Here is a 22710-nt window from a genome sequence, read left to right as displayed (position 1 = left end):
TCGCTTTCCGCCTTTCACATATGCACCCGTCCGTAGGAGAACGTCCTTGTCTCAGCAGGAGCCCCTGCCGCAGTCCACCCGCGCCACGGTCACCGTGTTCGCCTCCCCGTCGAGCTGGATCGAGTCCGGCGCCGTGGCGCAGTGCCACCAGGTGGCCGCCCTCGACGGCATGATCCACGTCGCCGGGATGCCCGACCTGCATCCCGGTAAGGGCGCACCGATCGGCGCCGCCATGGCCTCGACCGTGTTGTACCCGTTCCTGGTCGGCTCCGACATCGGGTGCGGCGTCGCGGTGTTCCCGATCAGGCTCAAGCGCGCCGTACCCGAGAAGCTCGCGGCCCGCTTCCCGGACCTCGACCGCACGCCGGAGCCCGGCGACCCGGCCTGGGCGGCGGTGCCCGACGACATCCCGGCGGGGTACCTGGAGGGCCTGGGCACGGTCGGCCGCGGCAATCACTTCGCCGAGCTGGCCCGCGTCGACGCCGTCCTCGCGCAGGAGCACGCCGACCGCCTCGGGCTTGCCCTCGGTGACCTCGTCCTCATCGTGCACAGCGGCTCCCGCGGCCTGGGCGAACGGATCCTGCGCGCCCACACCGAAGTCCACGGCGCGGGTCCGGCCCCCGATCCGGCCGCCTACCTGGCGCGTCACGACGAGGCCGTGCGCTGGGGATCGCTCAACCGGCGGCTGATGGCGGCCCGGATAGCCCACGCCCTGGGCGCCGAGCCCACCGCGCCGATCGTCGACGAGTGCCACAACTCGGTCGAGATCCGCGACGGCGTCTATCTGCACCGTAAGGGAGCCGCCCGGGGCGACGGCCGCGACGTGCTCATCGCCGGCACCCGCGGCACGCACTCGTACCTCGTGGCGACGCACGCGGGCCCGGAAGCGGGCCACTCCGTCGCGCACGGCGCCGGTCGCAAGATGTCCCGGGCGGACGCCCTGCGGCGGGGCAAGGCCAAGCACACCGTCGAGGAGCTCCGCCGCACCCCGGTCGGTTCCGTGGTGGTCTGCGGCGATCGACAGCTCTTGTTCGAGGAGGCGCCGACGGCGTACAAGCGCATCGAGCAGGTCGTCACCGACCTCACGGATCACGACCTGGCCACCCCGGTGGCCACGACCGTCCCGCTGGTCACGTACAAGACGGCTGCCCCGGCGTCCCGCGACCACCGGCGCGACCGCCGTCCGGCCGGGCGGCGCTAGCCGTGCTCGCCGAACGGCTCGATGAGGTGCCCGGCGTCGAGATGATGCAGGAGCCATCGAATGTGTGCGCGGGGGTGGCGTAGGCAGTACGCCGCCCCCGTACCGGTGACCACCTGCCTCAGTTGCAGGAACATGCGCGCGCCCGCGATGTCGCAGAACTCGAGGCCCGCGACGTCGATGACGACCTGCCGGACCGGGCGGCGGTCGAGGATCATCCGCATCCGTGCCGACAGCGCCGGGGCGGAGGCGCAGTCGAGGTCGCCTTCCAGCGCGATCGTCAGCCGGGCGTTGACCGGGTCGGACACCACGGTCATCCGGGGAGACGGCGGGACGGTGGCGAAGCATTGGCTGCTGCTGGTCATCTGCGGCGTGCCCAGGGGTAGAGGGTGGCCCAGACCATCTTGCCGTCGCGGGTGGGCAGGGAGCCCCACACGGTGGCGGCCGCATCGACGAGCTGCAGGCCGCGGCCGCCCGACGGCTCGGTCGGCAGGTCCTCGGGCAGGGGGAGGTGCGCCGGAGTGGCGCGCGGCGCAGGTGGCCGGGGCAGGCGCGGATCGCCGTCGGCCACCACCAGATGGATGCCGGCGCCGCGGCGGGAGATCAGCACGGTCATCGGCGTACGGGCGTGCAGCGCGGCGTTGGCGACCATCTCGGAGATCACCAGCCGGCCGCGGTGCAGCAGCGTCGGCTTCTCCCACGCCGTACACACCTCGGTGATCAGGGCACGGGCGGCCCCGGCGGCCTCGACCTCCGGGGGCAGGACCAGCCTGCGGCGGCAGGCCAGCGACGGAGGTCCGGTCGCGTCCGCCCACGCCTGGTCCACGTTCTCGCACACCGGCAGGTACCGGGGAGCACCGATGCGGCGCAGCCGGTCCGCGAGCACGGTGTCGGTCGATACGCACACCAGGACCCGTACCGACGGGTCCATCGCCTGGCCGACGCGGCAGGCGGTGAGCCAGGCGGTGAGGCTGGCGGCGTGCGGGTCGTACATGCCTTGCAGATCCACGATGAGCGTGCCGGGATGCTCGCTCATGCACTTGTTGAGAATGCGATGCGCCTCTGCGCCGAGGCGCCGGTCCCAGTTTCCGTGTACGGCCATGACCACCGTCTCGGTCTCGATGTCCGCGCTGACGGTCAGCATGGGGTGCTCGCGGACATCGCGGTGGCCAAACCTCTGAGGGGGCTCACGTCGGCACAACGGAGAACCGGCGTGCGAGTGACGGCCGTTCACCCGTCCGGGTGAACGGCCGCGCGGCGATCAGGCCGGTCCCGCCCCGTCGAGGACGGGAATCAGCTCCTTCTCCTCGTAGTCGAGGTGGCGTTCCAGAGCGGAGGTGAGGTCGTCGACCCGGGCCTGCAGCTCCGCCTGCCCGAGGGCGGCATCGCCGAGGACCGCCTGGAGTTCGGCGAGGAGTGCGGCGATCTGCTCGTGCTCCACGCGCAGCCGGTCCAGCACCGGGGCCAGGTCGGGCCGCTGCCGGCCGACGCCCGCGAACATCGCGGTGTCCTCCATGGTGTGGTGGTTGTGCAGGCCCTTGCACACGGTCAGGCAGTTGACGCGCAACTGTGCGCCGAGCACGGGGCCCGACTTCGCGACCTCCTCGCGGATCAGCCGCAGCTCCCGGCGGAACGCATCGTGGATCAGCGTCAGCGCACCGCCCGCCGAGGTGGCGCTCGTCCGGGGCGGGCCGGGAATCTCGGTGAGGGCGACCACCGGCAGGACCCGGGTGGTCTTGGCCTGGTACTCGGCCCAGCCCGGGTCGTCCTCGACGGCGCGGGCGAACAGCCGGTCTCGTTCCTCCCCGGTGAGGACGGTCGCCGTCGCCTCGTACGTGAAGACCCCGTCCTCGACCGTCACGACCGGGTTGGCGAGCAGATTGAGGTACCAGTCGGGGTGCCGCGGTGAGCCGGCGGCCGAGGCGATGACGAGGACGCGGTCGCCGCCGTCGGGCAGGTAGCCCACGGGCGCGGTGTGCGGGCGGCCGGACCGGGCCCCGGTCGTGGTCAGCAGCAGCAGTCGGGCGCCTTCGAACCAGCCGCCGACGCGGCCGTTGTTGGCGCGGAACTCCTCGATGATGGGTGTATTGAAGTCGTTCGGCATTCTCAGCTTTCTGAAAAAGGGCAGCAGGGATCCGGGCGGCGACGAGCCGCGGAGAAGGGAGAAAGATCGTGTGACGGGCGTACGGCGGTGCGCGGGCAGCAGGCGGCGCTCGGGGCCGCCCGGCGGTCACGCGTCGGCCGGGTGCCCCACTCGGTAATGGCGCAAGGCCGACCCGGCAGTCACGCCAGCCACGCTAGCCGCATCGCGCACCTCTGTGCAAGATCCAAAGTGGCGCTTACGGCCCGGAACACGCGGATTCCCGACTCGACGCGCGTCGCCTGTGCCGATGACGCTCATACTGCCCTGACCATCAGCCGCAATCGTCCTCGGAGGCAGTCATGCGGCGTCTTCGATTCGTCACCGTCCTCATCGCTCTGCTGGCCCTGACCGTGGCCGGCTCGGCGGGCGCCACCGCGTCCCGCCCGGCGCACCGGCCCGCCGCGGCCGCCGCGCCCTACTGCGGCATCACCTGGGGGAGCCTGCCCAAGGCGGGCGGCGTCCACAGCGTGGCCTCTCTGCTGCGCGTCACGACGAGCAGGCAGGAGTGCTACGACCGCACCGTCTTCGAGTTCACCGGTCCGGCGAACGGCTACCGCGTCGAGTATGTCGACGCGGTGCTCACCGGTGGAGAGGGGTTCGACGTCACGCCGTACACGGCCGGCGCGGAGCACCTCGAGGTCGTGCTGCTCGCGCCGGTCTACACGACCGACGGCGTGATCACCTACAACCGCAAGCTGGGCGACCACGCCGTCAACGTGGTGCGCTACAGCACGCTGCGCGACATCCTGTACGCCGGCAGCTACGAGGGCTACACCACCTTCGACCAGGGTGTCCGGGCCCGGCTGCCGTTCCGGGTGACCACGTCGACCGGCTCGGACGGCAAGGGCCGGATAACCGTGGATGTGGCGCACCGGTGGGAGTAGCGGCCCGAGCTTGAAGCATCTTCCCGGAGGGAAGTGCCACATTTAAGGCAAAAGCCGCCATGAGGTACGTAGCTGCGAGGACTGAACGGCTGACCTGTTCGCGCTCGCGGCTACCTGCCGTTGCTAGCCATGGCGTGATGGCGCACGCGCTGTCGTTCCACCGGCGCACCGACGTGTCCATGATGGCCATTGCCCGCGGAGTTCAGGAACTGGAGCTCGGCCCGCGGGGTGAACCCCGGTCAATTGTTCTCGTCGAGAATTTCGCGCACCTGGGAGAACATCCGGAAAATCTCGACGCGGCCGTCGAGGAAACCCATCCGGTAATCCGCTCCCGTCTCCGGATGCTGCGCCTTCTCCCCGTCGCGGCATCCCGCCAGGGCGTCGTCGCGGCCGGCGGCGTACGCCAGCAGCGCGTCGTCCACGAAACCCTCCTGGGGTGTCACCAGTTTCCGCCTCCCGCACCGATTCGCGCGACAATGTCGCACGGCGCGGCGCAGCGTGACACCGGCTGTCCGCCCGACCCGGCACCGCCCGATCCGCCAGTCGGTACACCGTCGGTGATCGATCGATTACGCATACGCGCCGCACGGCCGACGCCCGGCTCATTTCTGAGCCGCACGGCCGACGCCCGGCTCATTTCGAGCCGGGCGTCCGGCAGTGTGCCCGGCGAGCCCGCAGCCTGCGGGTTCTCGCCCGGCAGGGAGAATCAGAAGTCGAAGATCGGGCCCGTCTGGCGCAGCATCTCGCAGCGGTTCGAGAAGGTCTCGCTGTAGCGGACCGGGCGCCCCTCCCAGTAGCCGAGGGCGCTCGCGGTGACCGGCTGGTATTCGCGGGTGCACGCGCCGTTGGGGTTCAGGTCGAGCACGCCGAGGTGACCGTTGACGGTCGCGACGGCGGTGCACGCGCCCGCGGCCTGTGGGTGCGCGCCCCCGGCCGGCTGGCAGGTGAGCAGCGCCATCCGCGGCTCCGCGCCGGTCTGGTCGTGCACCATCAGCGCCAGGGTGGACGATGCGGCGGCGGGCGCCGCCACGGCGGGCGCCGCGGTCGCGGCGAGGACGCCGGTGCCCATGGCGCAGGCGGCGAGCAGGCTGAGGGCGCCGCGCGCGAGGGTGTTCATGATTTTCCTCCTTGGCTGGGGTCCGTCGTGGGGACCGTGTCGCCCGACCGTCGTGTGGTCCGGGCCGCCGGTGAGCCTAAACGGCTATTGCGTCGTTCCAAGGAACTGTCTGTTGCTTTCCTTGAGGCGGGCTGTTAACGGCGAAAGACAATTCACGGGTCATTGTGGAGGAAAGAAAAATGATCGGAGCCGGGCGGCCTTCATCATCGTGGAAAATCGAATGACCGGACGCGGGCGGAATCATGGAGATCTGCCCGGCGGGGACCGGCGGTCAGGACAGAGGCGTCCGGGCGATCGCCTTCTCGGTGAGGCTGCCGAGCCACAACGTGTCGCCGTGCTGGCGCACCCCGGTCGTCATCACGTACCGGCCGGCCGGGCCGTGCAAGGTCCGCAGCACGGTGCCCTCGCCGTCGACCAGAGCGGCGATGGTGTGCGGCTGCGGCTGCGGCTGTAGCCGCTCGGGCAGCACGGCCGCCAGGCGGCGCAGCATCGGATGCGGCAGGAGCCGCTCGGCCACGGCCACCCGCGGGCTTGCGAGGGCGATCCAGTAGGTGCCGTCGCCGACCGCCGACATGTTGTCCGGGTACGCCGGCAGATCGCCCAGCACCCGTACGGTGCCGTCCGGCAGCGACAACCGCAGCAGCCGGTGGGCCACCGTCTCGCAGAGCAGCAGCGCGTCCTCCTCCGGGGTGAGCGCCACCCCGTTCGGGAAGTAGAAGCCCTCGGCCACCACGTCGGTGCGGTCTGTGCCCGGGTCGTAGGCCAGTACCCGCCCGTTGGGGCGGTGCTCCAGCAGGTCCCGCCGCCAGTGCGAGACGGGGAACCGGTGCGAGCTGTCGGTGAAGTAGACGACGCCGTCGCGGGCCACCGCCGCGTTGTTGCAGAACAGGATGCGGCTGCCGCCGGCTCGGTGGGCGAGGTCGGCGATGATGCCGTCCGGGGTCACGCGCAGCAGGCCCCGATAGGCGTCGCAGACCACGAGGCTGCCGTCGCGGGGGTCGATCTCGATGCCGAGCGGGCGGCCGCCGGTGTCGGTGAGCTGCTGCGGCACCGCGCCGGGACGCGCGTCGGGTGGCCAGCGCCAGATGCGGCCGTCCTCCGTACCGGAGAAGACATGCCCTTCCAGGCTGACCACGACGTCCTCGGGGCCGTGGCTACCGGGCACGTTCAGTACCTCGACGTCGTCGAGCCGGGTGTCGGCCGGAGCCCACGCGCCGGTCAGCGGTGGCGGGGTGGTGGCCGGGAGCTTCACGGGCCGGATGAGCCAGGGCGCGGGAGGGCGCGGAACAGTCATGACATGCATGATGCCCCCCCGGATGTCGACATGTATCGATCGCCACACCGCACCGGGACGTTACGGGGTCTCCAGGTTCGGCAGTGCGGGCAGGTCGGTGACGATGCTGTTCGCAACGTCGGCCAGTGACTGCACGATCCGCACATCGGCGTCATCGAGCTAGTGTGCTGCGCCGGAAATTCGCCTGATAAGTCGGTGTAGGGTGGGTTGATGGCACGTACCGGGCGCCCGACTGCACCGCTGGTGTTGACCGATGAGGAACGCGCGACGTTGACCCGGTGGTCGCGTCGGGCGAAGTCTTCGCAGGCCCTCGCTGTGCGATCGAGGATCATCCTGGCGTGCGCCGAAGGTGCCGCGAACACTGATGTAGCAACGGCTCTGGGCGTACACCTGTCCACTGCGGGTAAGTGGCGGCGGCGGTTCCTGGCCGAACGTCTCGACGGTTTGATCGATGAACAACGTCCGGGCCGGCCGCCGTCGATCGCCCTGGACAAGGTCGAAGAAGTCGTCGTCGCCACCCTGGAACAGACACCGCGTAACGCCACTCACTGGTCACGCGCGTCGATGGCGGAGAAGTCCGGGCTGTCGAAGTCGACGATCGGCCGGATCTGGCGCGACTTCGGCCTCAAGCCGCACCGGGCTGAGACGTTCAAACTGTCCACCGACCCGCAGTTCATCGAGAAAGTCGTCGACGTCGTCGGCCTCTACCATCATCCGCCCGAACGAGCCGTGGTGCTGTGCGTGGACGAGAAGTCCCAGATCCAGGCCCTCAACCGCTCCCAGCCGGTCCTGCCGATGATGCCCGGCATGCCCGAACGCCGCACCCACGACTACCACCGCAACGGCATCACCAGCCTGTTCGCCGCGTTCGACACCGCCGACGGCACCGTCATCAGCGAACTGCACCGCCAGCACCGCGCGACCGAGTTCAAACAGTTCCTGATCACCATCGACAAGACCGTCCCGGCCGACCTGGACGTGCACCTGATCTGCGACAACTACGGCACCCACAAAACCCCCGCCATCCGGGCCTGGCTGACGAAACATCCCCGCTTCCACATGCACTTCACCCCGACCGGCTCGTCCTGGATCAACCAGGTCGAACGCTGGTTCGGCTTCCTCGCCGACCAGAAGATCCGCCGCGGCACCCACAACAGCGTCCAGGCCCTGGAAGCCGACATCCGGTCCTGGATCGCCGACTGGAACAGCAATCCGCGACCGTTCATCTGGACCAAGACCGCCGAAGAGATCCTCGAATCACTCGCCCGATTTTGTAGGCGAATTTCCGGCGCAGCACACTAGCGGTAGTTTGTCGTCTTCATGGGGGTAAATAGAGGTTCAGGGCATGTCCGTTTCCGACGGCGTTCAGGAGTTTTTGGAGTTCGGCGGGCGGTGGTTTCTTGCTCCACGCTGTCCAGTAGCGGTGCAGTTGCAGCCATGGCGTGAGCCAGGCGCGGACGGCGCGGAGAGCTTTGGGCCAGCTCGGGTGTTCAGCCGTGTGGCCGGCTGTGGTGCCCCCTCTCTCCGGAGTCGTCGGGGACGGGCTCCGCAGGAGTCGTTACGTTGTCGTTTGTGGATGGTGGGTCGAACCAGGTGTTCCAGCAGAACGAGAACGCGCAGTTCACCAGGGTTTGGTGGCGGCGGATCGCGGTGGCAGAGCGGACTTGGAAGTCCGCCCAGCCGAGTTCGTCTTTTACTTGTTTGTAGCTTTGCTCGATCCAATGTCGGATTCCGTAGAGCCGCACGACTTCGGTCAAGTCCGCCGGTTCGTGGGCTGCCTCGGGGATGTCGTGTGGACCGCCGGGGCGTGCCAGGTTGGTGGCCAGATACCAGGTTGCCTTGTCGGGCAGGGTGGCCGGGTCGGTCGTGGCGATGACCAGGCGGGTATGTCCGTCGGGTCCCCACCAACCGAGCCGGGCGTCGGTGGCCCACCATGTTTCGGTGTGCCCGTCGCGGAACCGGCGCTGGACCGGTTGCCAGCCGCCGGGATGCTCAGGCCCGCCCCACGGCACGGTTCGGGCGGCGTCTTTCGGTGTGTGGGCGTCAGCGCCGTACTGCCAGGTGCCCCGGGACGGCTTGAGAGCCATGACGAAACCAAGGCCGCTCTGGCGCAGTGCGCCGCGCAGGTCGTCGTGCTCGCCGTAGAAGCTGTCCGCCACCACTGCCCGGCAGACCACGCCGGCGGTAAGCGCCTTGTCGATCAGGTCCGCGGCGATCTGCAGCTTGGTCCGGAAACCGGGGTCGGCCTGCTTGCGGGCGAAATGGGAGGCAGGGGTGTAGGCCTCGGCGTGCAACGGATAGTAGACACGTTCGTCGGCCCACACCGTGGTCACGGTAACGATGCCGTTGTCGGTCTTGCCGTAGCGGCCCAGCCACTGCCGCCCGACATGCGCGGTGCGGGTGCCATCCTTGCGGTCGCCGGAATCGTCGATGGCGATCACCCCGCGAGCATGCGGGGCGGTCACCGGAGCGTTCACCAGCAGCTCCAGCCGCCGCCGGTTGACCTCATCCGCGTCCCACGTGGACTGCGACAGGAAGTACTGCAGCCGTTGTACCGCAGCGTGTTGCGCCCCCTCGACCGGCTCCGCGCCGGCCAGGCCCGTCAACGTCTTGTTGCGATCGCGAGGCGCGAGCAGACCAGTCAAATACTCCCGAAACCCCCGCCGCTGAGCCAGCCGGGAGAACAACTCATCGAAACAAGCTGCATAATCCTCTAACGGACCCGCAGCCGGCGGACACACCGCACGAACCACCAGCACCCCACCCGCTCGACCCGACACCAGCCGGTGCAACGCCGCAGAGCGAAGGAAGGTTACGAAGGCGACAAACTACCGCTAGTCCCGCGCCGATGCCGGGCGGGCCGCCCGCGTTCCCCTGCGACGCGCCGGCGAGCCCGGCGCCGACCAGGCGGGCGGCGGCCGCCGCCCGCCGGGAGACGCCGAGCTTGGCGTACGCGCGTCCGACGTGGATCGACACCGTGCCCGGGCTGAGGAAGAGCCGGCGCGCGATCTCCTTGTTGGTCAGTCCCTCGGCGACCAGCGTGACCACCTCCGTCTCCCGCACCGTGAGCGCGGCCAGCCCGGTGGCGGCCCGGTCCGGCCTGGCACCGGCCGTCGCTCGGACCGGTGTCCGCGGGCATGGCGGTGCCGGGCCCGCCGATGCCGCCAGGGTGGCGTTCAGCCGGTCCCAGGCCTGCCGCGCGCCGAGCGGGTCACCGGCCCGGGCCAGAGCGTCGGCGGCGCGGCGGGCCGCACCGGCCGACGCCGCCGGATCGGTGCCGAGCAGCGAGTGGGCGGCGGTCAGCTCCGCGTATCCCCGCAGGCGGCGGCCCGGGATCCGGGCCGCGAGGTGTCGTGCCGAGGAGGCGCACGCCGTCGCGGCGGCGGAGAGCCGGCGCTCCGCGCAGGCCCGGGCCGCCAGTTCGAGCCAGCGGACCCGCACGAGGGGATCGCTCGGCGAGGATTCCAGGCCCCGCCAGAGGCGGTTCGCGGCGGCCGCGTCGGTGCCGAGCCGCTGCCACGCGCGGACGGCGCCGCCGCCGATCAGCCGGGACGCCACCGGGCCGTCCTGCTCGTGGGCCCGCGCGGCGAGCCGGACGGCCTCCGCGGCGTCACCCTGCCACAGCGCGAGCCAGGCCCGGCAGGCCGTCGCCTCCGCGACCCTGATCGGACTTCCGCTGCGCCGGGCGGCGGCGTCGGCGCGGTCGAAACCGTCGGCGGCCCGCGACAGGTCGCCGCCGAGCAGCCGGGCCCGGGCCGTGATGCCGTGCAGCGTGGCCAGCATGTCGTGCCGTCCGGCCTCGCGGGCGACGGCGATCATCCGGTCGGCGTGCCGCAGGGCGTCGTCGAGCCGCTCGGCCGACAGCTCCGCCTCGGCCAGCCAGCCGGCGAGATCCATCACGGCGACGAGCTCGCCGTCGAGCATCGCGTCCACCGACCCGGCCGCGTCGTCGAGGCGACCGGCCTCGAGGGCGGTGCCGGTCGGGCGTCCGGCCGGCGTGGCGGTGCCGGTCGGGCGTCGCGCGGCGGTTCCCGGGCTTTCGGCCGGCGCGGTGGGGCAGCCGCCGGCGCGGCCGGAGAGGGCGGTCGCGCGGTCGGCCAGCACCCACAGGGCCGATGCGGCGACGCGGTCCGCGCCGTCCGCGGCGTGGTCGAGGACCTCGGCGGACCACCGCCGGGCCGCGGCGGCGTCGCCGCGCAGCATGGCGCCGCAGGCCAGCGCGGCGGCCAGTCCGGGGTGCGGCGCCCGGCGTACGCCGCGGAGCAGCGCGTCGGCCTCGGCGTGCCGGCCCAGCAGTTGCTCCGCGCGGCCCGCGAGCACGGCGGCCGGCGCCCGGCCGTCGGGTGGCAGCTCGGCGAGCAGCCGGTGCAGGTGCCCGCGACCCTCCTCCGGGCGGCCGGCCAGGAGCAGGGCCCGCGCGTATGCGAGCCGCAGCCCGCTGCACCGCTCGGCGGTATCCGGACCCTCGGGCAACAGCCGCAGGGCGGTGGCGAGCCAGCGCGCGGCATCGGCCGGAGCCCGATGCAGGGCGCCGGACGCGGCCCGGCTCAGCGTCTCGACGGCAGCCTCGTCCCCCGGGGCGGCGCATTGTTCGAGGTGCGGGGCCCGCTCGGCCGCCGGTGCACCGCGCCCGCGCAGGGCCTCGGCGGCCCGGGCGTGCGCGGCCAGCCGCCAGCCCGCGGGGGCGGACTCGTACGCGACGCTCCGCACCACCTCGTGCCGGAACCGGAAGCCCGCCCCGGACGGGCGCAGCACGTCGCCCGCGACGATCCGGTCCAAGGCCCGGTGCACCACCGCCGGTGTGCACCGGGCGACGGCGGCGATCAGGCCGGGATCGGCGTCGTCGCCGGCCACCGCCGCGGCGCGGACCACCAGCCGCTCAACGGGGGAACCGGCGAACAGCTCCGGCAGGAGGGCGGCACGGACACGTTCCGGCACCGGCGCATCCGCGGGCGCGAGCAGGTAGAGCGGGTTACCCTCGCAGCCCGGCCGCTGTCGCGACGCGGGCAGCAGGGCGGCCGACTCGGCCGGGCTCAGCGGTCCCAGGGTGACCCGCTGGACCACGCCGGCCACCGCGGCCGTGGCCAGGGCCGCGGCGAGGGCGCCGGAGAGCTGCCGCGGCCGGTGCGCCAGGACCAGCAGCACCGGGCCGGTCGGCGGATGCCGCACCAGGCCGGCGAGCCGCTCCGCGGTGGCCGGATCGGCACGGTGCACGTCGTCGGCGATCAGCACGACCGGGCGGGTCCACGTCGGATCCGCCGCCGTGGCGAGGGCGGTCGGCGCGGACAGGACCTGCCAGCCGGCGCCGGACGCATGGCTGCCGAAGCGGGCCAGCAGCGTGGACTTGCCCATGCCGGGATCTCCCGCGACCTCGACGAGGATCCAGCGACCGCCGGGCCGGCACCGGTCCAGGGCCTCGCGCAGCGTGCCCAGTTCGCTCGCCCGGATCCCGGCGGCGTCGCTCGCGTGCTGGTCGTCGGGGCCGTCGCGCATCATCGTTCTCCCACACCGGCCACCCGGTGTGGCCCAACCGATCACGCTGTCAGGTGCGAGCGGCGCACGCATCCGTGTGCGCCCGCATGCCGCCGACACGTACGCGGGCTTACCGCGGGTTCAACGCGCCAGCCGGTTCCGCGCGTCAGCCGGCGGCCCGGCGCGCCAGCAGGCGGCCCGGCGCGCCAGCAGGCGGCTCAGCGTGCCAGCCGGCTCACCGCGGCGGCGCGGTGGCCGACGCCGAGCTTGCCGTAGATCCGCGACACGTGCGTCTCGACCGTGCGCACGCTCAGGTACAGCTCGGCGGCGATCTCGGCGTTGGAGCGCCCGGCGGCGATCAGCGTCGCGATCTCGCCCTCCCGCCGGGTCAGCGCGGCGACCCCCGTGACAGCCGGCACCGCCGCGTGCGGCCGGAGCCGCTCGGCCGTGCGCCGGACGGCCGCCGCATAGTCGGCCGCGTCCGTATGCCCGGCTATGTCCTCGGCGTGGCCGAGAGCGTCCCGCGCGGCCCGCTCGTCGCCCGCGCGCAGGCGCAGGGCGGCCGCCGCGAGCCAGGCGCGCCCGGCCACCAGCAGCAGTTCCGCGCCGGTCAGCAGGGCGCCGGCCTGTTCGGCGAGCTCGGCGGCGCGATCCGGGTCGTCGGGGGCGACCGCGTACACCCGGGCCAGCAGCGCCAGTCCGTGCCCGACCCGCAGTCCGGGCTCGGCGATCCGCTCGGCCAGGTCGGCCCAGTGCCGTGGTGACTCGGGCTCGCCCAGGTTCGCCGCGATCTCGCTCAGCGCGGTGCAGGCGATCAGCCGGTTGTGCGGGTACAGCGCGGGCAGCTCGCGGCCGTTCCCGGCGCTCACCAGGTCGGCGGCGCCGCGGCGTACGTCGCCGGCCGAGATCCGGCTGAACGCCAGCATCGCCCGGGCCGTAGCGAGCCAGCCGCTGCTCGCCGCCGCGGCGGCGACCGCCTGCTCGCCCGTGGCGATGGCCGCCGCATGCTCGCCGGCGCAGCGGTGCAGCCAGCACTGGGTGAGCAGCGCGAGGGCCAGCGGCTCGTCGGCGGCGAGCAGCCGCGAGATGGCGACGGCCTCGTCGGCGGCGCCCGTCGCCGCGCCGATCCGGCCCAGCCGGGCCTCCATCAGCGCCTGCATGGCCAGCAGGTAGGGCAGCACGAAGTTGTGCCCGACCCGGACCGCCACCCGCCGGCAGCGCAGGAGCCGGCGCAGCGAGTCGCGCGGCCCCTCGGCGTCGAGCCCGGTCCAGCACAGCCAGGCGAACAGGTCCAGGCGGCGGCCGATGTCGTCGTCGTCGAGCGTGTCCAGCAGGGCGGCCGGGCAGGCCTGCGGCGCGTCGGGCCGGTACGCCGGCCCGGTCGCGTACCCGGTCATCGGCCGCATGGCCCGAGCGATCGCCGCGGCCGCGCTGCCCGGCGCCTGCGCGATCGCCTGGCACAGCCGCTCGTCGGCCTCGCCGAGCCGGCCGCGCATCAGTGCGTACGTGGCGATCTGCAGCAGCACCTCCGAGTGGTCCGCGCCGGGCCGGCGTTCCAGCTCCGCGGTGAGCAGCGCCTGCGCCTCCTCGGGACGGCCGAGCAGCCGGCTGAGCACGCCGGTGTACGCGACGGCGGCCGGGCGCGCCGGGTGCCCGGCCGGGAGCAGCTCGTCGAGGACCACGCCCATCGTCCGGCGCGCGTCGGCGAGACAGCCGGCCGCCGCCTGCCGTTCCGCGAGGTAGGCGACCAGCTCGGCGCGCTCGGGCAGGCCGGCGCCGGAGGTGTCGCCCGGCAGCAGGCGCAGCGCGGTCCGCATCCACCCGGCTGCGGTGGCGGGCGCCTGCGCGCCGACCGCCCGGGCCGCCGAGACCAGCGTGGCCGCCGCGCCGGCGTCGCCGATCGCCGCCGACCGGGCGACGTGGTGGGCACGGGCCCGGGGCGGCGCGCCCACTCGTTGCAGGTGGGCCGCGGCTCGGGCGTGCGCGCCGAGGCGCCACCCGGCGGCGGCCGAGGCGTACACGACGTGCCGCACCAGGGGGTGCCGGAAGCGGAACCGGCCGGTGCCGGCCACAACCTGCACGAGGTCGCGTGCCACCAGCTCGTCGAGGCAGCGCAGCACGGCGGGCAGGGGCAGTTCGGCGATCTCGGTGAGCAGGGCCGGCTCGCACTCGTCACCGCCGACGGCGGCCGCGGCGGCCAGCAGGCGGCTGTCCGGTCCCACCGACTCCCACTCCGCGCCGAGCGCGGCCCGCACCTCGGCGGGCAGTGCGGCCAGGGCGGGGTCGAGGTCGTCCGGGGTACGCGCGGCGCCGAGCGCGGTCGCCCCGCAGCGGCGCAGTGCGTCCACATAGAGCGGGTTGCCGCCGCTGAGGCGGAATAGCTGGGCCGCGTCGCGGGGATCGGCGCCGGGTCCCAGCAGGGTCGTCACCTCGTCCTCGCGCAGCGGCGCCAGCGCGAGCCGGCGGTGCACGCGTCCGAGGTGGCCGGTGGCCAGGGCGGCCGTCAGCCGGGCCGGTGCCTGCGCCGGCCGGTAGGCGAGGGCAAGCAGCACCGGGCCGGCGGGCGGGCGGCGCAGCAGATAGTCGACCAGGTCGACGGTGGCGGGGTCGCACCAGTGCACGTCGTCGAGGATCAGCACCAGCCCGTCCGGCTCGGCGAGGATCTCCAGCAACCGGCGCAGCGCGCGCAGGGAGCGGTAACGCTCGGCCGCGTCGCCGGGCGATGCCGGTGCCGGCCCGGTGCGCAGGCCGTCGAGGATCTCGCCCAGGCGGGCCACATCGTCGGCGGCGAGGCGGGCGCGCAGGGACTCGCCGTGCCGGCGTACGTGGTCGTCGAGCGCCTCGACGACCAGGGCGAACGGGATCTCGGACTCGAACTCGGTGGCGCGGCCGGTGAGCGTGAGCCGCCGTCGCTCGCGCGCGTGGCCGGCCAGCTCGGCGAGCAGGCGGGTCTTGCCGATCCCGGGCTCGCCGACGACCTCCAGCACCCGGGCGCCGTCGCCGAGGGCGTCGACCGCATCGACGGCCGTGCGCCACTCGGCGTCCCGGCCGATCATCGCCGGCATCCGCCCGCCCCCATTCCCCTGCGCCACGGGCCGCCATTCTTGCAGCCCGTCCGCGGCGGTGTGGTCCCGTGGGCGGCCGGAAACGCGATCCGGCGGCGCTGCATGCGCAGCGCCGCCGGAAGATGGCCTACCGGACGTCCGGGTCCGTCACCGCACCCTGATGGTGAGCGCCCGACCCTGATGGTGAGCGCCCGGCCCTTGCCCGCGCCGGCCGCCTGACGGCCTGGACGGTGCAGCGGTAGCGGCTGTTCGCGCCAGTGAAGGTGAACGAGCGGACCTTCCTGGACCCGGCCAGCGACGCCCTTGTTGTCATCGGCGTCGATGTCGTCGATGCCGTACGGGTGGGTGATGCGGTAGCGCTCGCCCGCGGGGGCGTCGAACCGGATCCGGATCCGGATCCGGCCGAAGACCATTTCTTCATGGGACTCCTCAGATGTATCCGGAGCGTCACACCTTGCCGAGGAGTCCCGTGGCCCGCCTGAGGCCGGCCTGAAGCCGGCCTGAAGTGCGTTCCCTACCTGCCGGCGGGGGCGGGAGAGACCGGCACCGGCGGTGGCCGGCGGCGGCCGCGGATCGCGCCGGCCGCGATGTCGAAGAGCAGGAACGCCGCGAGCGGGATGCCGAACAGCGGTAGCGCCCAGCCCAGCGCGAGGACCAGCGGCACCCCGGCCACGATCCCCCAGGCCGGAAGCTGCTGCCATGCCCCCCGCGCGGGCGGCGCCCCGGCGAGCGCCCGGCGGCCGGCGCGGGTGGGGCGACGCTGCCACCACATGCGGTAACCCCACACGATGACGCAGATCAGGCCCACGGCGAGTGCGGCGAGCAGGAGCTGGTTGACGAGGCCGAACAGGGTGCCCATGTGGGCGTTGATGCCCCATCGGGTCAGCTTGGCGAGCAGTGGCCAGTCGGCGAAGTCGACCCGGTCCACGACCTTGCCGGTGGCCGCGTCGACGGCGATGACGTCGCGCCCGACCGGCCACTCGTTGCGGATCTGGCCGACGGACCACGCCGTGGCGGCGCCCTCGGGGACGGTGATCTCCAGGGGACCGGACAGGCCGTTGTCGCGGGCCACCTTCATGACCGCGTCGGCCGCCGCGGGGTCGACCACCGGAGTGCCGGTGCCGGTGCCGCCGCCGTGGTGGCCGCCCGGTGTCTCCGCGGCGCCGCCGGTGAGGCTGGTGGACACCGAGGGTCGACTGCCCTTGAGGGCGTCCACCGCGACGCTGAAGTTGTCCCCGGCGTAGCGCGACCAGGTCAGGCCGGTGGCGGACAGGACCAGCAGGCCGACGGTCAGCCAGACCCCGGTGGCGGCGTGCCAGCCGCGGGTACGCCGCACGCCCTTCTTCGCGCTCAGGTCCGGGGTCAGCAGCTTGCGGGCGGTGCGGTTGCCGCGTTGACGCCGCCACCACAGCATCAGGCCGCCCAGGGCGATCACGCCCAGCCAGCTCGCGGCGAACTCCGAGTAGTGCCGTCCGAGGTCGCCCAGATGCAGGTTGCGGTGCAGGTCGTCCAGCCAGGTCTTCAGCGGGGTGGTGGCCCACCAGGTGGTGAGCTGGCCCGTGACCTTGCCGGTGTACGGGTTCACGTACACCGTGTGCTGGTGTTCCTCGTCAAGCTCCGGCGAGGTGAAGTCGATCTGCGTGGTGGCGTCGCCGTCGCCCGGCCGTACCGTGATCAGGGCGCCCTCGGGGTGCGCGGCGCGGGCGGCGGCGATCTGCTCGCCGAGTGGGCGCGGCTGGGCGCCCGGGTCTGCGACGACGAGCTCGTCGGCGTAGACGATCCGTTCCGCCTGCGGCGCGAAGACGTACGCCAGTCCGGTCAGCGCCGCGACCAACAGGAACGGCGCGACCAGGACCCCGGCGTAGAAGTGCAGGCGCAGCAGGAGCGGACCGAAGCCCCCCGCCGGCCGGACCCGGCGCTGTTCGGCCGGGGGTGCGGCGGAGGGTGGTGCGGTGGTGGTCATGGGAACTCCGGTCACGATCGGCTGCGAGGGACTGCAGCGTTGGTCGTCCGTGATCAACGGTTGGTTCCCGCGGGTTCTCAGCCCCGCAGCGCGGTGGTGAGCGACGCGGCGTTGGCGCGGAAGACGCCCAGCAGGTCGAGGTCCTCCTCGGGGTAGTTGACGAGGTCGACGCGGGTGGCGCCGGAGATTTCGGGGTTGCCGCTCGGCAGATGGGCGTTGGCCAGGACGAGGCCGGGCTCGGTGGCGGTCAGGGCGGACAACTGCCCGGCGCTGACCGGTTGGGGGCCGTAACTGCCGGTGACCTTCAGACCCGCGAAGTCGGCCCAGTAGCCCAGGAAGGCATGCGTGACCGCCGTGGGTGCCGGGCTCGGCCGGGCGGCCTGCACACCGCCGGACAGCTTCGCGTACTCGGCGTCGAACGAGGTCAGCCAGGTCCCGGCCGCGGCCTGGGTGCCGAACATCGCGGCCAGGCGGGTCACCTCCGACCGGATCCTCGCCGGGGTGTTCTCGAGCGCGACGGTCACCAGCTTGCCGTCGCCCCCGGCCGCCTCCTTCAGCTTGGCGGCGAAGCCGTCGAACTCGGCGTACAGCACGTGGGTCGCGCCGGCGACGGCGGTCAGGTCGCTGGGCCTGGGGTCGTAGTCCGGCGGGTGCTGCACGCTCGGCGGGGCGATGACGGTGATGTCGCGGGCGCCGGCGGCCTTCGCGAGGGCGCCGGCCCAGGTGGTCGAGGCGACGACCTTCGGCCCGGCCGTCACCGGGGCGGCCGCGGCGGGTGTCCGCGTGTCAGTGCTGGTGCAGCCGGTCGCGGACAACGACATCAGCGCCAGCGCCGCCAGCGCGACGGCCCGGAATGATCGCATCGAGAGCTCCTTCGGGAATCAGATAGGTGAGCAGGGTCAGGACGCCGGCCGTCAGCACCAGCACGGGACCCGGCGGTTGGTCGAAGGCCAGCGCCGCGGCGAGGCCGGCCGCGTTGCCGACCACGCCGAAACCGATCGCGAGCGCGACCATCGAGGTCAGCGAGCGGCCCAGGTTGCGGGCGGCCAGGGCGGGCAGGATGGTGAGCGCGTCGACCAGCAGGGCGCCGGTGAGGCTGATGGAGGCGCCGATGGCGACCGCCACGACGACGAGCAGGGCCAGCATCAGCGGCCCGGCCGCGACGCCGGAGCACAGGGCGAGCTCACGGTCGAAGAGCAGCAGCGTGAGCTGCCGGCGATGCCGCCAGAACAGCACGTGCACCGCCACGGTCAGTACGGCCAGGATGATCAGGTCGACCGTGCGGGTGGCCAGGATCGAGCCCCAGAGCAGCTCGAACGCGCCGTTGGCGTTGACGCCGGAGGCGGAGAGCACCAGTAGCGCCCCGGCGATCGCGAAGGTCATCAGCAGGCCCATGGCGCCGGACAGGCCCGCGGGCCGCCGCGCCAGCGGTGCGACGCCGGCACCGGCCAGCGCGCAGGCCAGCAGCCCGCACAGCGTCGGGTCGAGCCCGGTGAGCAGGCCGAGCGCGATGCCGAGCAGGGCGACGTGCATGACGGCGAAGCGGACGGCGATGATGTCGAGCCCGATGATGAACACGCCGACGATCGGCAGGCCGATCGCGGCGACGGCCAGCCCGATCGCGGAGCGCTGCACCGCCGGCAGGGTGAGCAGGTCGAGGATCTGGTTCACGACGCCCGGATCACCCGCAGGCGGCCGGCGGCCATCTCGGCGACCCGGTCGCAGGCGCCGGTCATGGCCCGGTCGTGGGAGACCACGACCACGGTGACCGGCAGGGCGGCGATCATGCCTGCCACCTGCTCCTGCCCGGCGAAGTCCAGCGCGGCGGTCGGCTCGTCGGCGAACAGGACGCTTGCTCCCGCCGCCACCGCACCGAGGGCGCGGGCCAGGAACACCCGCTGGAGCTGACCGCCGGAGAGTGCGTGCAGCGCCCGGTGCCGCAGCCCGCCCACGCCGAGCCGGCCGGCCGCCTCGTCGGCGGCCTCGGGGTGCCCGCCGCTGCGCAGCAGCTCGCCGACCAGCAGCGGAAACCGGCCCGCGGTGAGCCGCTGCGGCATCCAGGCGATCCGACGTCGGCGATCGGTCCACTGCGCGGCGGTGGTGGCCGTGGTGCCGTCGACCGTGACGGATCCCGCCGCCAGCGGGTGCAGTCCCAGGGCGGTCCGCAGCAGCGTGGTCTTGCCCGAGCCGTTGGCGCCGGTCAGCGCGACCCGCTCCCCGGCAGCCACGTCCAGGTTCACCGCCGTCACGGCGGTGCGGCGGCCGTACCGGCAGGTGACGCCGGTGAAGAGGACGGCGGCGCCGGTCACGTCGCGGATCCGGCGAGGTGTTCGCGCAGCCACCGCTTGTCGATCTTTCCGGCCGCGGTCAGCGGCAGCTCGCCGAGGACCGCGAGCCGCTCGGGGAGCTTCGCCGTCTCGAGCCCGTGCACGCCGCTGAGGTAGGCGGCGAGCGTGGTCAGGGTGGGCGGTTCGGCACCCTCCCGGACGGCGATGCAGGCGCCCATCCGCTCGCCCATCAGCCGGTCCGGCACGCCCACGCAGGCGACCTGGCGTACGGCCGGATGCTGGGCCAGCAGCAGCTCGACCTCGACCGGCGACAGGTTGCGCCCGCCCCGGATGACGATCTCGTTGCGGCGGCCCACCACGTGCAGGTAGCCGTGCTCGTCGATGCGGCCGAGGTCGCCGGTACGGGCCCAGCCGCCGTCCGTACGGTAGCGGCCGTCGAATTCCGGGTCGACGTAGCACAGGGGACTCATCGGCCCCAGCCCCCAGATCTCGCCGACCTCACCGGCGGGCACGTCGCGACCGTTCTCGCCGACGATGCGGATCGCCGCCACGGCGCTGTTCGGGCGGCCCACCGCCTCGTGGATCTCCCTGGGCGGCTCGGCCGGGTCGGTGGTGCAGTTGACGCCGTCGGCGGAGCCGTAGCAGTTGACGACCGCGCAGCCGAACCGCTCGCGGACCGCCGCGACGGTGGCCGGGTCGATGCGGGAGCCGCCCGCCACCATGGCCCGCAGCGACGACGTGCCGGTCCGGGCGAGGCGTGGATGGTCGAGCATCATCGCGAACATCGTCGCCACGCCGAAGACGAGGTGGGGCTCGTGCCGGTCGATGAGCTCCAGGGCCCGGCCGGTCTCGAACCGGCCCGCCACGATGAGTGTGCCGCCGTGCCGGGCCAGCGTCACCGCGGTCCCGGAGGAGCCGAACGACGAGCCGAGCGGCACCAGGAACAGGTTGCGCATCGGCCGGTCGCCGTCGTGCAGCGACCCGATGAACGCGCCCCGGCCCCCGGTCAGCGCGTCGTGGGAGTAGACGATCATCTTGGGCGCGGCCTCGGAGCCGGACGAGACCAGGATCCGCGCCGGTCCCGACGCGTCGACCGGCGGCAGCGCCTCGAGGCGGCGCCCGGCGGCGAGCGCTTCCAGGCTGTCTGGACCGGATCCGCCCGCGACGACGACCGTCCGCAGGTCCGGCAGCCGATCGCGCAGGGCGTCGAGCTGGTCGGCGTACGCGACGTCGCCCGCCTTGGCCGCCACCACCGCGACCGCGGCCCGGGAGCGGACCAGCAGCGCCAGCGTGTCGCGGCGACCGCGGCCCACCGGGTACGCCAGGACCACCGCACCGAGCGCCGCCGCCGCCAGATCCACCGCCACGGACTGTCGGCCGCTGGGCAACTGGGTGGCGACGACCTCGCCGGGGCGCAGGCCGAGGTCACGCAGGCCGGCGGCCAGGCGCAGCGCCAGGTCGTCCAGCTCGGCGTAGCTGATCTCCCCGTCGTCGTCGATGACCGCGCTGCGGTGCGGATGGGCGCGGGCGTGCCGCGCGAACAAGGCGTAGATCCCCTCGCCCGGGTAGTACCCGGCCTGTGCCCACCAGCGGCGTAGCGGGGCGGGAACGAGATCGTGCGTGGCGAGCACCGTCATGGCAGGAACCTCCAGGGCGCGCGGACGAAGGCGCAGCCGTCGATGTCGAGCAGCGGACGTACGGCGGGATCGGCGGCCAGCTCGGCCAGGTCGGTGCGGACGCGGACGGCGGGCACACCGTCGGCGTGCAGCGCGCGGAGCGCCTCGTCGGTGCTCACCTGTGCGAGGGCCACCGGCAGCGCGGGATCGTCGTATCCGGCGGGCGTCCGCGGCGCCACCACGTATCCGTCGCGGGTCGCCACGGGGGCGCCGAGCGGTCCCCATGCCGGTCGGGCCGGCCGCCGCCCGCTCAGCGTGGGAGTCTGCAGGACCCCGGAGGCGGAGAGCAGGCTGCTGTCCACCCGGCGGCCGCGTCCGTCGATGTGCCGGGCGACCAGCGCGGCGAGCACGCCTTCGGCCGCGACCAGCCCGCCGAGCACGTCGAGCAGCGTCATCAGCGATCCTGCGCGCGGCTCGTCGCGGGGGCGCAGATACTCGCCGAGCCCGGCGTACGCCTGCACGGTGAAGTCGGTGCCGGGTGGCGCGCCGGGACCGCGCGCGTCGCCCCAGCCGGACGCGTACGCGTACACCAGAGCGGGGTTGACCTTCGCCAGGTCCGCGCTGTCGAGGCCGAAGGCGGCGGCCTTGCCCGGCGCCCAGTTGTGCAGGAACACGTCGGCTTCGGCGGCCAGCTCGCGGACCGCGTCCTGACCTGCCCTGGTGCGCAGGCGGGCCGTCACGACCCGCTTGCCCCGGTTGAGGGCGAGGAACCGCGCCGAGCAGTCGTCCACCATGGGCGGCATGCCGCGCAGCGGATCGCCGCCGGCCGGCTCGACCCGGATCACCCGGGCGCCGAGCAGGCCCAGCAGGTGCGCGGCGAGCGGGCCCTGGATGCGCCGCCCGGCCTCCACCACGGTCAGGCCCGCCAGCGGCAGGCCGCCGGGGTGCGCCGCCGCGGCGGGCCGTACCGCGTCGGTGGTGACGCTGATCGACCAGGGATCGTCGCCGACGTCGGGATCGGTCAGCCGTTGCGCGTGCGAGCGCACCGGCTGCACCGCGACGCCGGACGCCCGGGCCGCGCGCACCAGGTCGGCGTACGTCAGCCCCGCGACGGCCTCGTGCAGCTCGGGCGGAAGCGGCGCGGCCGCGGTCGCATAGCGGGTCACGAAGGCGCGCCACCCGGCGTCGACCAGCCGGGGCGCCACCTGCAGCCCGGTCCACAGTGTCCACCACGGCTCGGGGTCGAGCGTCTCCAGTTCGACGCGGATCCCGTCGATCGTGCAGAACGGCGGTGGCGTGCCCGGCTCCTCGAACCGTTCCGTGTGCTCGGGGTCGGCCGCGGTCGCCGCGGCGAGATACTGCGAGACGGTCAGCAGGGCGACCGAGGCCGGGTCGACCGAGACGTGTGCGACCGGGCGTCCCCGCAGGCCGGACAGCTTGGCGGCGAGGGTTCCCTGGGCGGCGACGATCAGGGTCGCGGCGGTCAGATAGTCGACGCCGATGCGTTGCGGGCGGCCGGTGGCGCGGCCGTGCACGGCCATCAGCCCGTACGCCGCCTGAGCGCTCACCTCGTCGAACGCGCCGATCCCGGCGGTGGCCCCCGGGTGCTGTGTCGTGTCCACGGTTAGAGGGTCGGAAGCCGGCCCGCTACGGTTCCCGGAAGATGTCAC

Annotated in this window: 19 protein-coding genes; 3 read left to right on the top strand and 16 right to left on the bottom strand. The window is 73.5% G+C overall.

The annotated features are described in order from the left end of the window. Positions 1 to 46 precede the first annotated feature (46 nt). Entirely contained in the window at positions 47 to 1201 is a 1155-nt protein-coding gene (locus tag EDD30_RS08235; RefSeq protein WP_071803863.1) for an RNA ligase RtcB family protein, read from the top strand. On the opposite strand, the gene EDD30_RS08230 is transcribed toward EDD30_RS08235, so the two are convergent. From EDD30_RS08230 to EDD30_RS08220, 3 genes are all read right to left on the bottom strand, one after another. Continuing rightward, positions 1198 to 1563: an STAS domain-containing protein gene (locus EDD30_RS08230; protein ID WP_084556198.1), complete on the bottom strand. Its 366-nt coding sequence runs from the start codon at positions 1561 to 1563 to the stop codon at positions 1198 to 1200. The genes EDD30_RS08235 and EDD30_RS08230 overlap by 4 nt on opposite strands. Further along, positions 1560 to 2342, bottom strand: coding sequence for an ATP-binding protein (locus EDD30_RS08225; protein WP_071803861.1), 783 nt, complete (start codon positions 2340 to 2342; stop codon positions 1560 to 1562). Before EDD30_RS08225 ends, EDD30_RS08230 begins: the two co-directional genes overlap by 4 nt. A gap of 117 nt (positions 2343 to 2459) precedes the next feature. Then, positions 2460 to 3302, bottom strand: coding sequence for a nitroreductase/quinone reductase family protein (locus tag EDD30_RS08220; protein WP_071803860.1), 843 nt, complete (start codon positions 3300 to 3302; stop codon positions 2460 to 2462). A gap of 338 nt (positions 3303 to 3640) precedes the next feature. Here EDD30_RS08220 and EDD30_RS08215 point away from each other — a divergent pair, with 338 nt between their 5' ends. Then, on the top strand, positions 3641 to 4225 hold the full coding sequence (locus EDD30_RS08215; RefSeq protein WP_071803859.1) for an AMIN-like domain-containing (lipo)protein: 585 nt from the start codon (positions 3641 to 3643) through the stop codon (positions 4223 to 4225). Between the two features lie 239 nt (positions 4226 to 4464). Here EDD30_RS08215 and EDD30_RS08210 read toward each other — a convergent pair whose 3' ends face one another. From EDD30_RS08210 to EDD30_RS08200, 3 genes are all read right to left on the bottom strand, one after another. After that, on the bottom strand, positions 4465 to 4647 hold the full coding sequence (locus tag EDD30_RS08210; protein WP_071803858.1) for a hypothetical protein: 183 nt from the start codon (positions 4645 to 4647) through the stop codon (positions 4465 to 4467). A gap of 284 nt (positions 4648 to 4931) precedes the next feature. Next, positions 4932 to 5342 carry an SSI family serine proteinase inhibitor gene (locus EDD30_RS08205; protein WP_084556197.1) on the bottom strand — a complete coding sequence of 137 codons (411 nt, stop codon included), beginning with the start codon at positions 5340 to 5342 and terminating at the stop codon, positions 4932 to 4934. A 271-nt stretch (positions 5343 to 5613) separates the two neighbouring features. Beyond that, positions 5614 to 6636 carry an SMP-30/gluconolactonase/LRE family protein gene (locus EDD30_RS08200; protein WP_071803857.1) on the bottom strand — a complete coding sequence of 341 codons (1023 nt, stop codon included), beginning with the start codon at positions 6634 to 6636 and terminating at the stop codon, positions 5614 to 5616. Positions 6637 to 6846: 210 nt separating this feature from the next. Here EDD30_RS08200 and EDD30_RS08195 point away from each other — a divergent pair, with 210 nt between their 5' ends. Next, positions 6847 to 7938 (top strand): IS630 family transposase, encoded by a 1092-nt coding sequence (locus EDD30_RS08195; protein WP_123678074.1) that lies wholly within the window; start codon positions 6847 to 6849, stop codon positions 7936 to 7938. Positions 7939 to 8126: 188 nt separating this feature from the next. On the opposite strand, the gene EDD30_RS08190 is transcribed toward EDD30_RS08195, so the two are convergent. The 10 genes from EDD30_RS08190 to EDD30_RS08145 form a co-directional block, all read right to left on the bottom strand. Next, on the bottom strand, positions 8127 to 9323 hold the full coding sequence (locus EDD30_RS08190) for an IS701 family transposase (protein ID WP_211353743.1): 1197 nt from the start codon (positions 9321 to 9323) through the stop codon (positions 8127 to 8129). Position 9324: 1 nt separating this feature from the next. Beyond that, the gene (locus EDD30_RS39830) at positions 9325 to 12129 is read right to left on the bottom strand and encodes a helix-turn-helix transcriptional regulator (RefSeq protein ID WP_123678176.1); all 2805 of its coding nucleotides are present in this window, start codon (positions 12127 to 12129) and stop codon (positions 9325 to 9327) included. 197 nt (positions 12130 to 12326) lie between these two features. Further along, positions 12327 to 15164, bottom strand: coding sequence for a helix-turn-helix transcriptional regulator (locus EDD30_RS08180; protein ID WP_170047713.1), 2838 nt, complete (start codon positions 15162 to 15164; stop codon positions 12327 to 12329). Continuing rightward, positions 15161 to 15586 carry a hypothetical protein gene (locus tag EDD30_RS08175; RefSeq protein ID WP_071809906.1) on the bottom strand — a complete coding sequence of 142 codons (426 nt, stop codon included), beginning with the start codon at positions 15584 to 15586 and terminating at the stop codon, positions 15161 to 15163. The genes EDD30_RS08180 and EDD30_RS08175 overlap by 4 nt, the downstream gene beginning before the upstream one ends. A gap of 101 nt (positions 15587 to 15687) precedes the next feature. Then, complete coding sequence (locus EDD30_RS08170) at positions 15688 to 17136, bottom strand: PepSY-associated TM helix domain-containing protein (RefSeq protein WP_071809904.1); 1449 nt, start codon at positions 17134 to 17136, stop codon at positions 15688 to 15690. A 77-nt stretch (positions 17137 to 17213) separates the two neighbouring features. Beyond that, a complete protein-coding gene (locus EDD30_RS08165; protein WP_071809914.1) occupies positions 17214 to 17999 on the bottom strand; it encodes a TroA family protein in 786 nt (261 codons plus the stop codon). Next, positions 17923 to 18807, bottom strand: a complete 885-nt coding sequence (locus EDD30_RS08160) for a metal ABC transporter permease (RefSeq protein WP_071809902.1) — start codon at positions 18805 to 18807, stop codon at positions 17923 to 17925. Before EDD30_RS08160 ends, EDD30_RS08165 begins: the two co-directional genes overlap by 77 nt. Next, entirely contained in the window at positions 18804 to 19445 is a 642-nt protein-coding gene (locus tag EDD30_RS08155; protein ID WP_071809900.1) for a metal ABC transporter ATP-binding protein, read from the bottom strand. The genes EDD30_RS08160 and EDD30_RS08155 overlap by 4 nt, the downstream gene beginning before the upstream one ends. Further along, positions 19442 to 21061, bottom strand: coding sequence for a class I adenylate-forming enzyme family protein (locus EDD30_RS08150; RefSeq protein WP_071809898.1), 1620 nt, complete (start codon positions 21059 to 21061; stop codon positions 19442 to 19444). The genes EDD30_RS08155 and EDD30_RS08150 overlap by 4 nt, the downstream gene beginning before the upstream one ends. After that, on the bottom strand, positions 21058 to 22662 hold the full coding sequence (locus EDD30_RS08145; RefSeq protein WP_071809895.1) for a CoA transferase: 1605 nt from the start codon (positions 22660 to 22662) through the stop codon (positions 21058 to 21060). The genes EDD30_RS08150 and EDD30_RS08145 overlap by 4 nt, the downstream gene beginning before the upstream one ends. Between the last annotated feature and the right edge of the window lie 48 nt (positions 22663 to 22710).

Source organism: Couchioplanes caeruleus (genome assembly GCF_003751945.1).
GTDB lineage: Bacteria > Actinomycetota > Actinomycetes > Mycobacteriales > Micromonosporaceae > Actinoplanes > Actinoplanes caeruleus.
The sequence above is the reverse complement of the archived record's forward strand: the minus strand, read 5'-3'. Positions and strand labels throughout refer to the sequence as shown.

What these genes read in the sequence shown, in the direction of transcription:
- EDD30_RS08230 (WP_084556198.1), bottom strand. Translation starts at nt 1,563, where the DNA reads ATGACCAGCAGCAGCCAATGCTTCGCCACCGTCCCGCCGTCTCCCCGG.
- EDD30_RS08225 (WP_071803861.1), bottom strand. Translation starts at nt 2,342, where the DNA reads ATGCTGACCGTCAGCGCGGACATCGAGACCGAGACGGTGGTCATGGCC.
- EDD30_RS08220 (WP_071803860.1), bottom strand. Translation starts at nt 3,302, where the DNA reads ATGCCGAACGACTTCAATACACCCATCATCGAGGAGTTCCGCGCCAAC.
- EDD30_RS08215 (WP_071803859.1), top strand. Translation starts at nt 3,641, where the DNA reads ATGCGGCGTCTTCGATTCGTCACCGTCCTCATCGCTCTGCTGGCCCTG.
- EDD30_RS08205 (WP_084556197.1), bottom strand. Translation starts at nt 5,342, where the DNA reads ATGAACACCCTCGCGCGCGGCGCCCTCAGCCTGCTCGCCGCCTGCGCC.
- EDD30_RS08200 (WP_071803857.1), bottom strand. Translation starts at nt 6,636, where the DNA reads ATGACTGTTCCGCGCCCTCCCGCGCCCTGGCTCATCCGGCCCGTGAAG.
- EDD30_RS08195 (WP_123678074.1), top strand. Translation starts at nt 6,847, where the DNA reads ATGGCACGTACCGGGCGCCCGACTGCACCGCTGGTGTTGACCGATGAG.
- EDD30_RS39830 (WP_123678176.1), bottom strand. Translation starts at nt 12,129, where the DNA reads ATGCGCGACGGCCCCGACGACCAGCACGCGAGCGACGCCGCCGGGATC.
- EDD30_RS08180 (WP_170047713.1), bottom strand. Translation starts at nt 15,164, where the DNA reads ATGATCGGCCGGGACGCCGAGTGGCGCACGGCCGTCGATGCGGTCGAC.
- EDD30_RS08175 (WP_071809906.1), bottom strand. Translation starts at nt 15,586, where the DNA reads ATGGTCTTCGGCCGGATCCGGATCCGGATCCGGTTCGACGCCCCCGCG.
- EDD30_RS08170 (WP_071809904.1), bottom strand. Translation starts at nt 17,136, where the DNA reads ATGACCACCACCGCACCACCCTCCGCCGCACCCCCGGCCGAACAGCGC.
- EDD30_RS08165 (WP_071809914.1), bottom strand. Translation starts at nt 17,999, where the DNA reads ATGCGATCATTCCGGGCCGTCGCGCTGGCGGCGCTGGCGCTGATGTCG.
- EDD30_RS08150 (WP_071809898.1), bottom strand. Translation starts at nt 21,061, where the DNA reads ATGACGGTGCTCGCCACGCACGATCTCGTTCCCGCCCCGCTACGCCGC.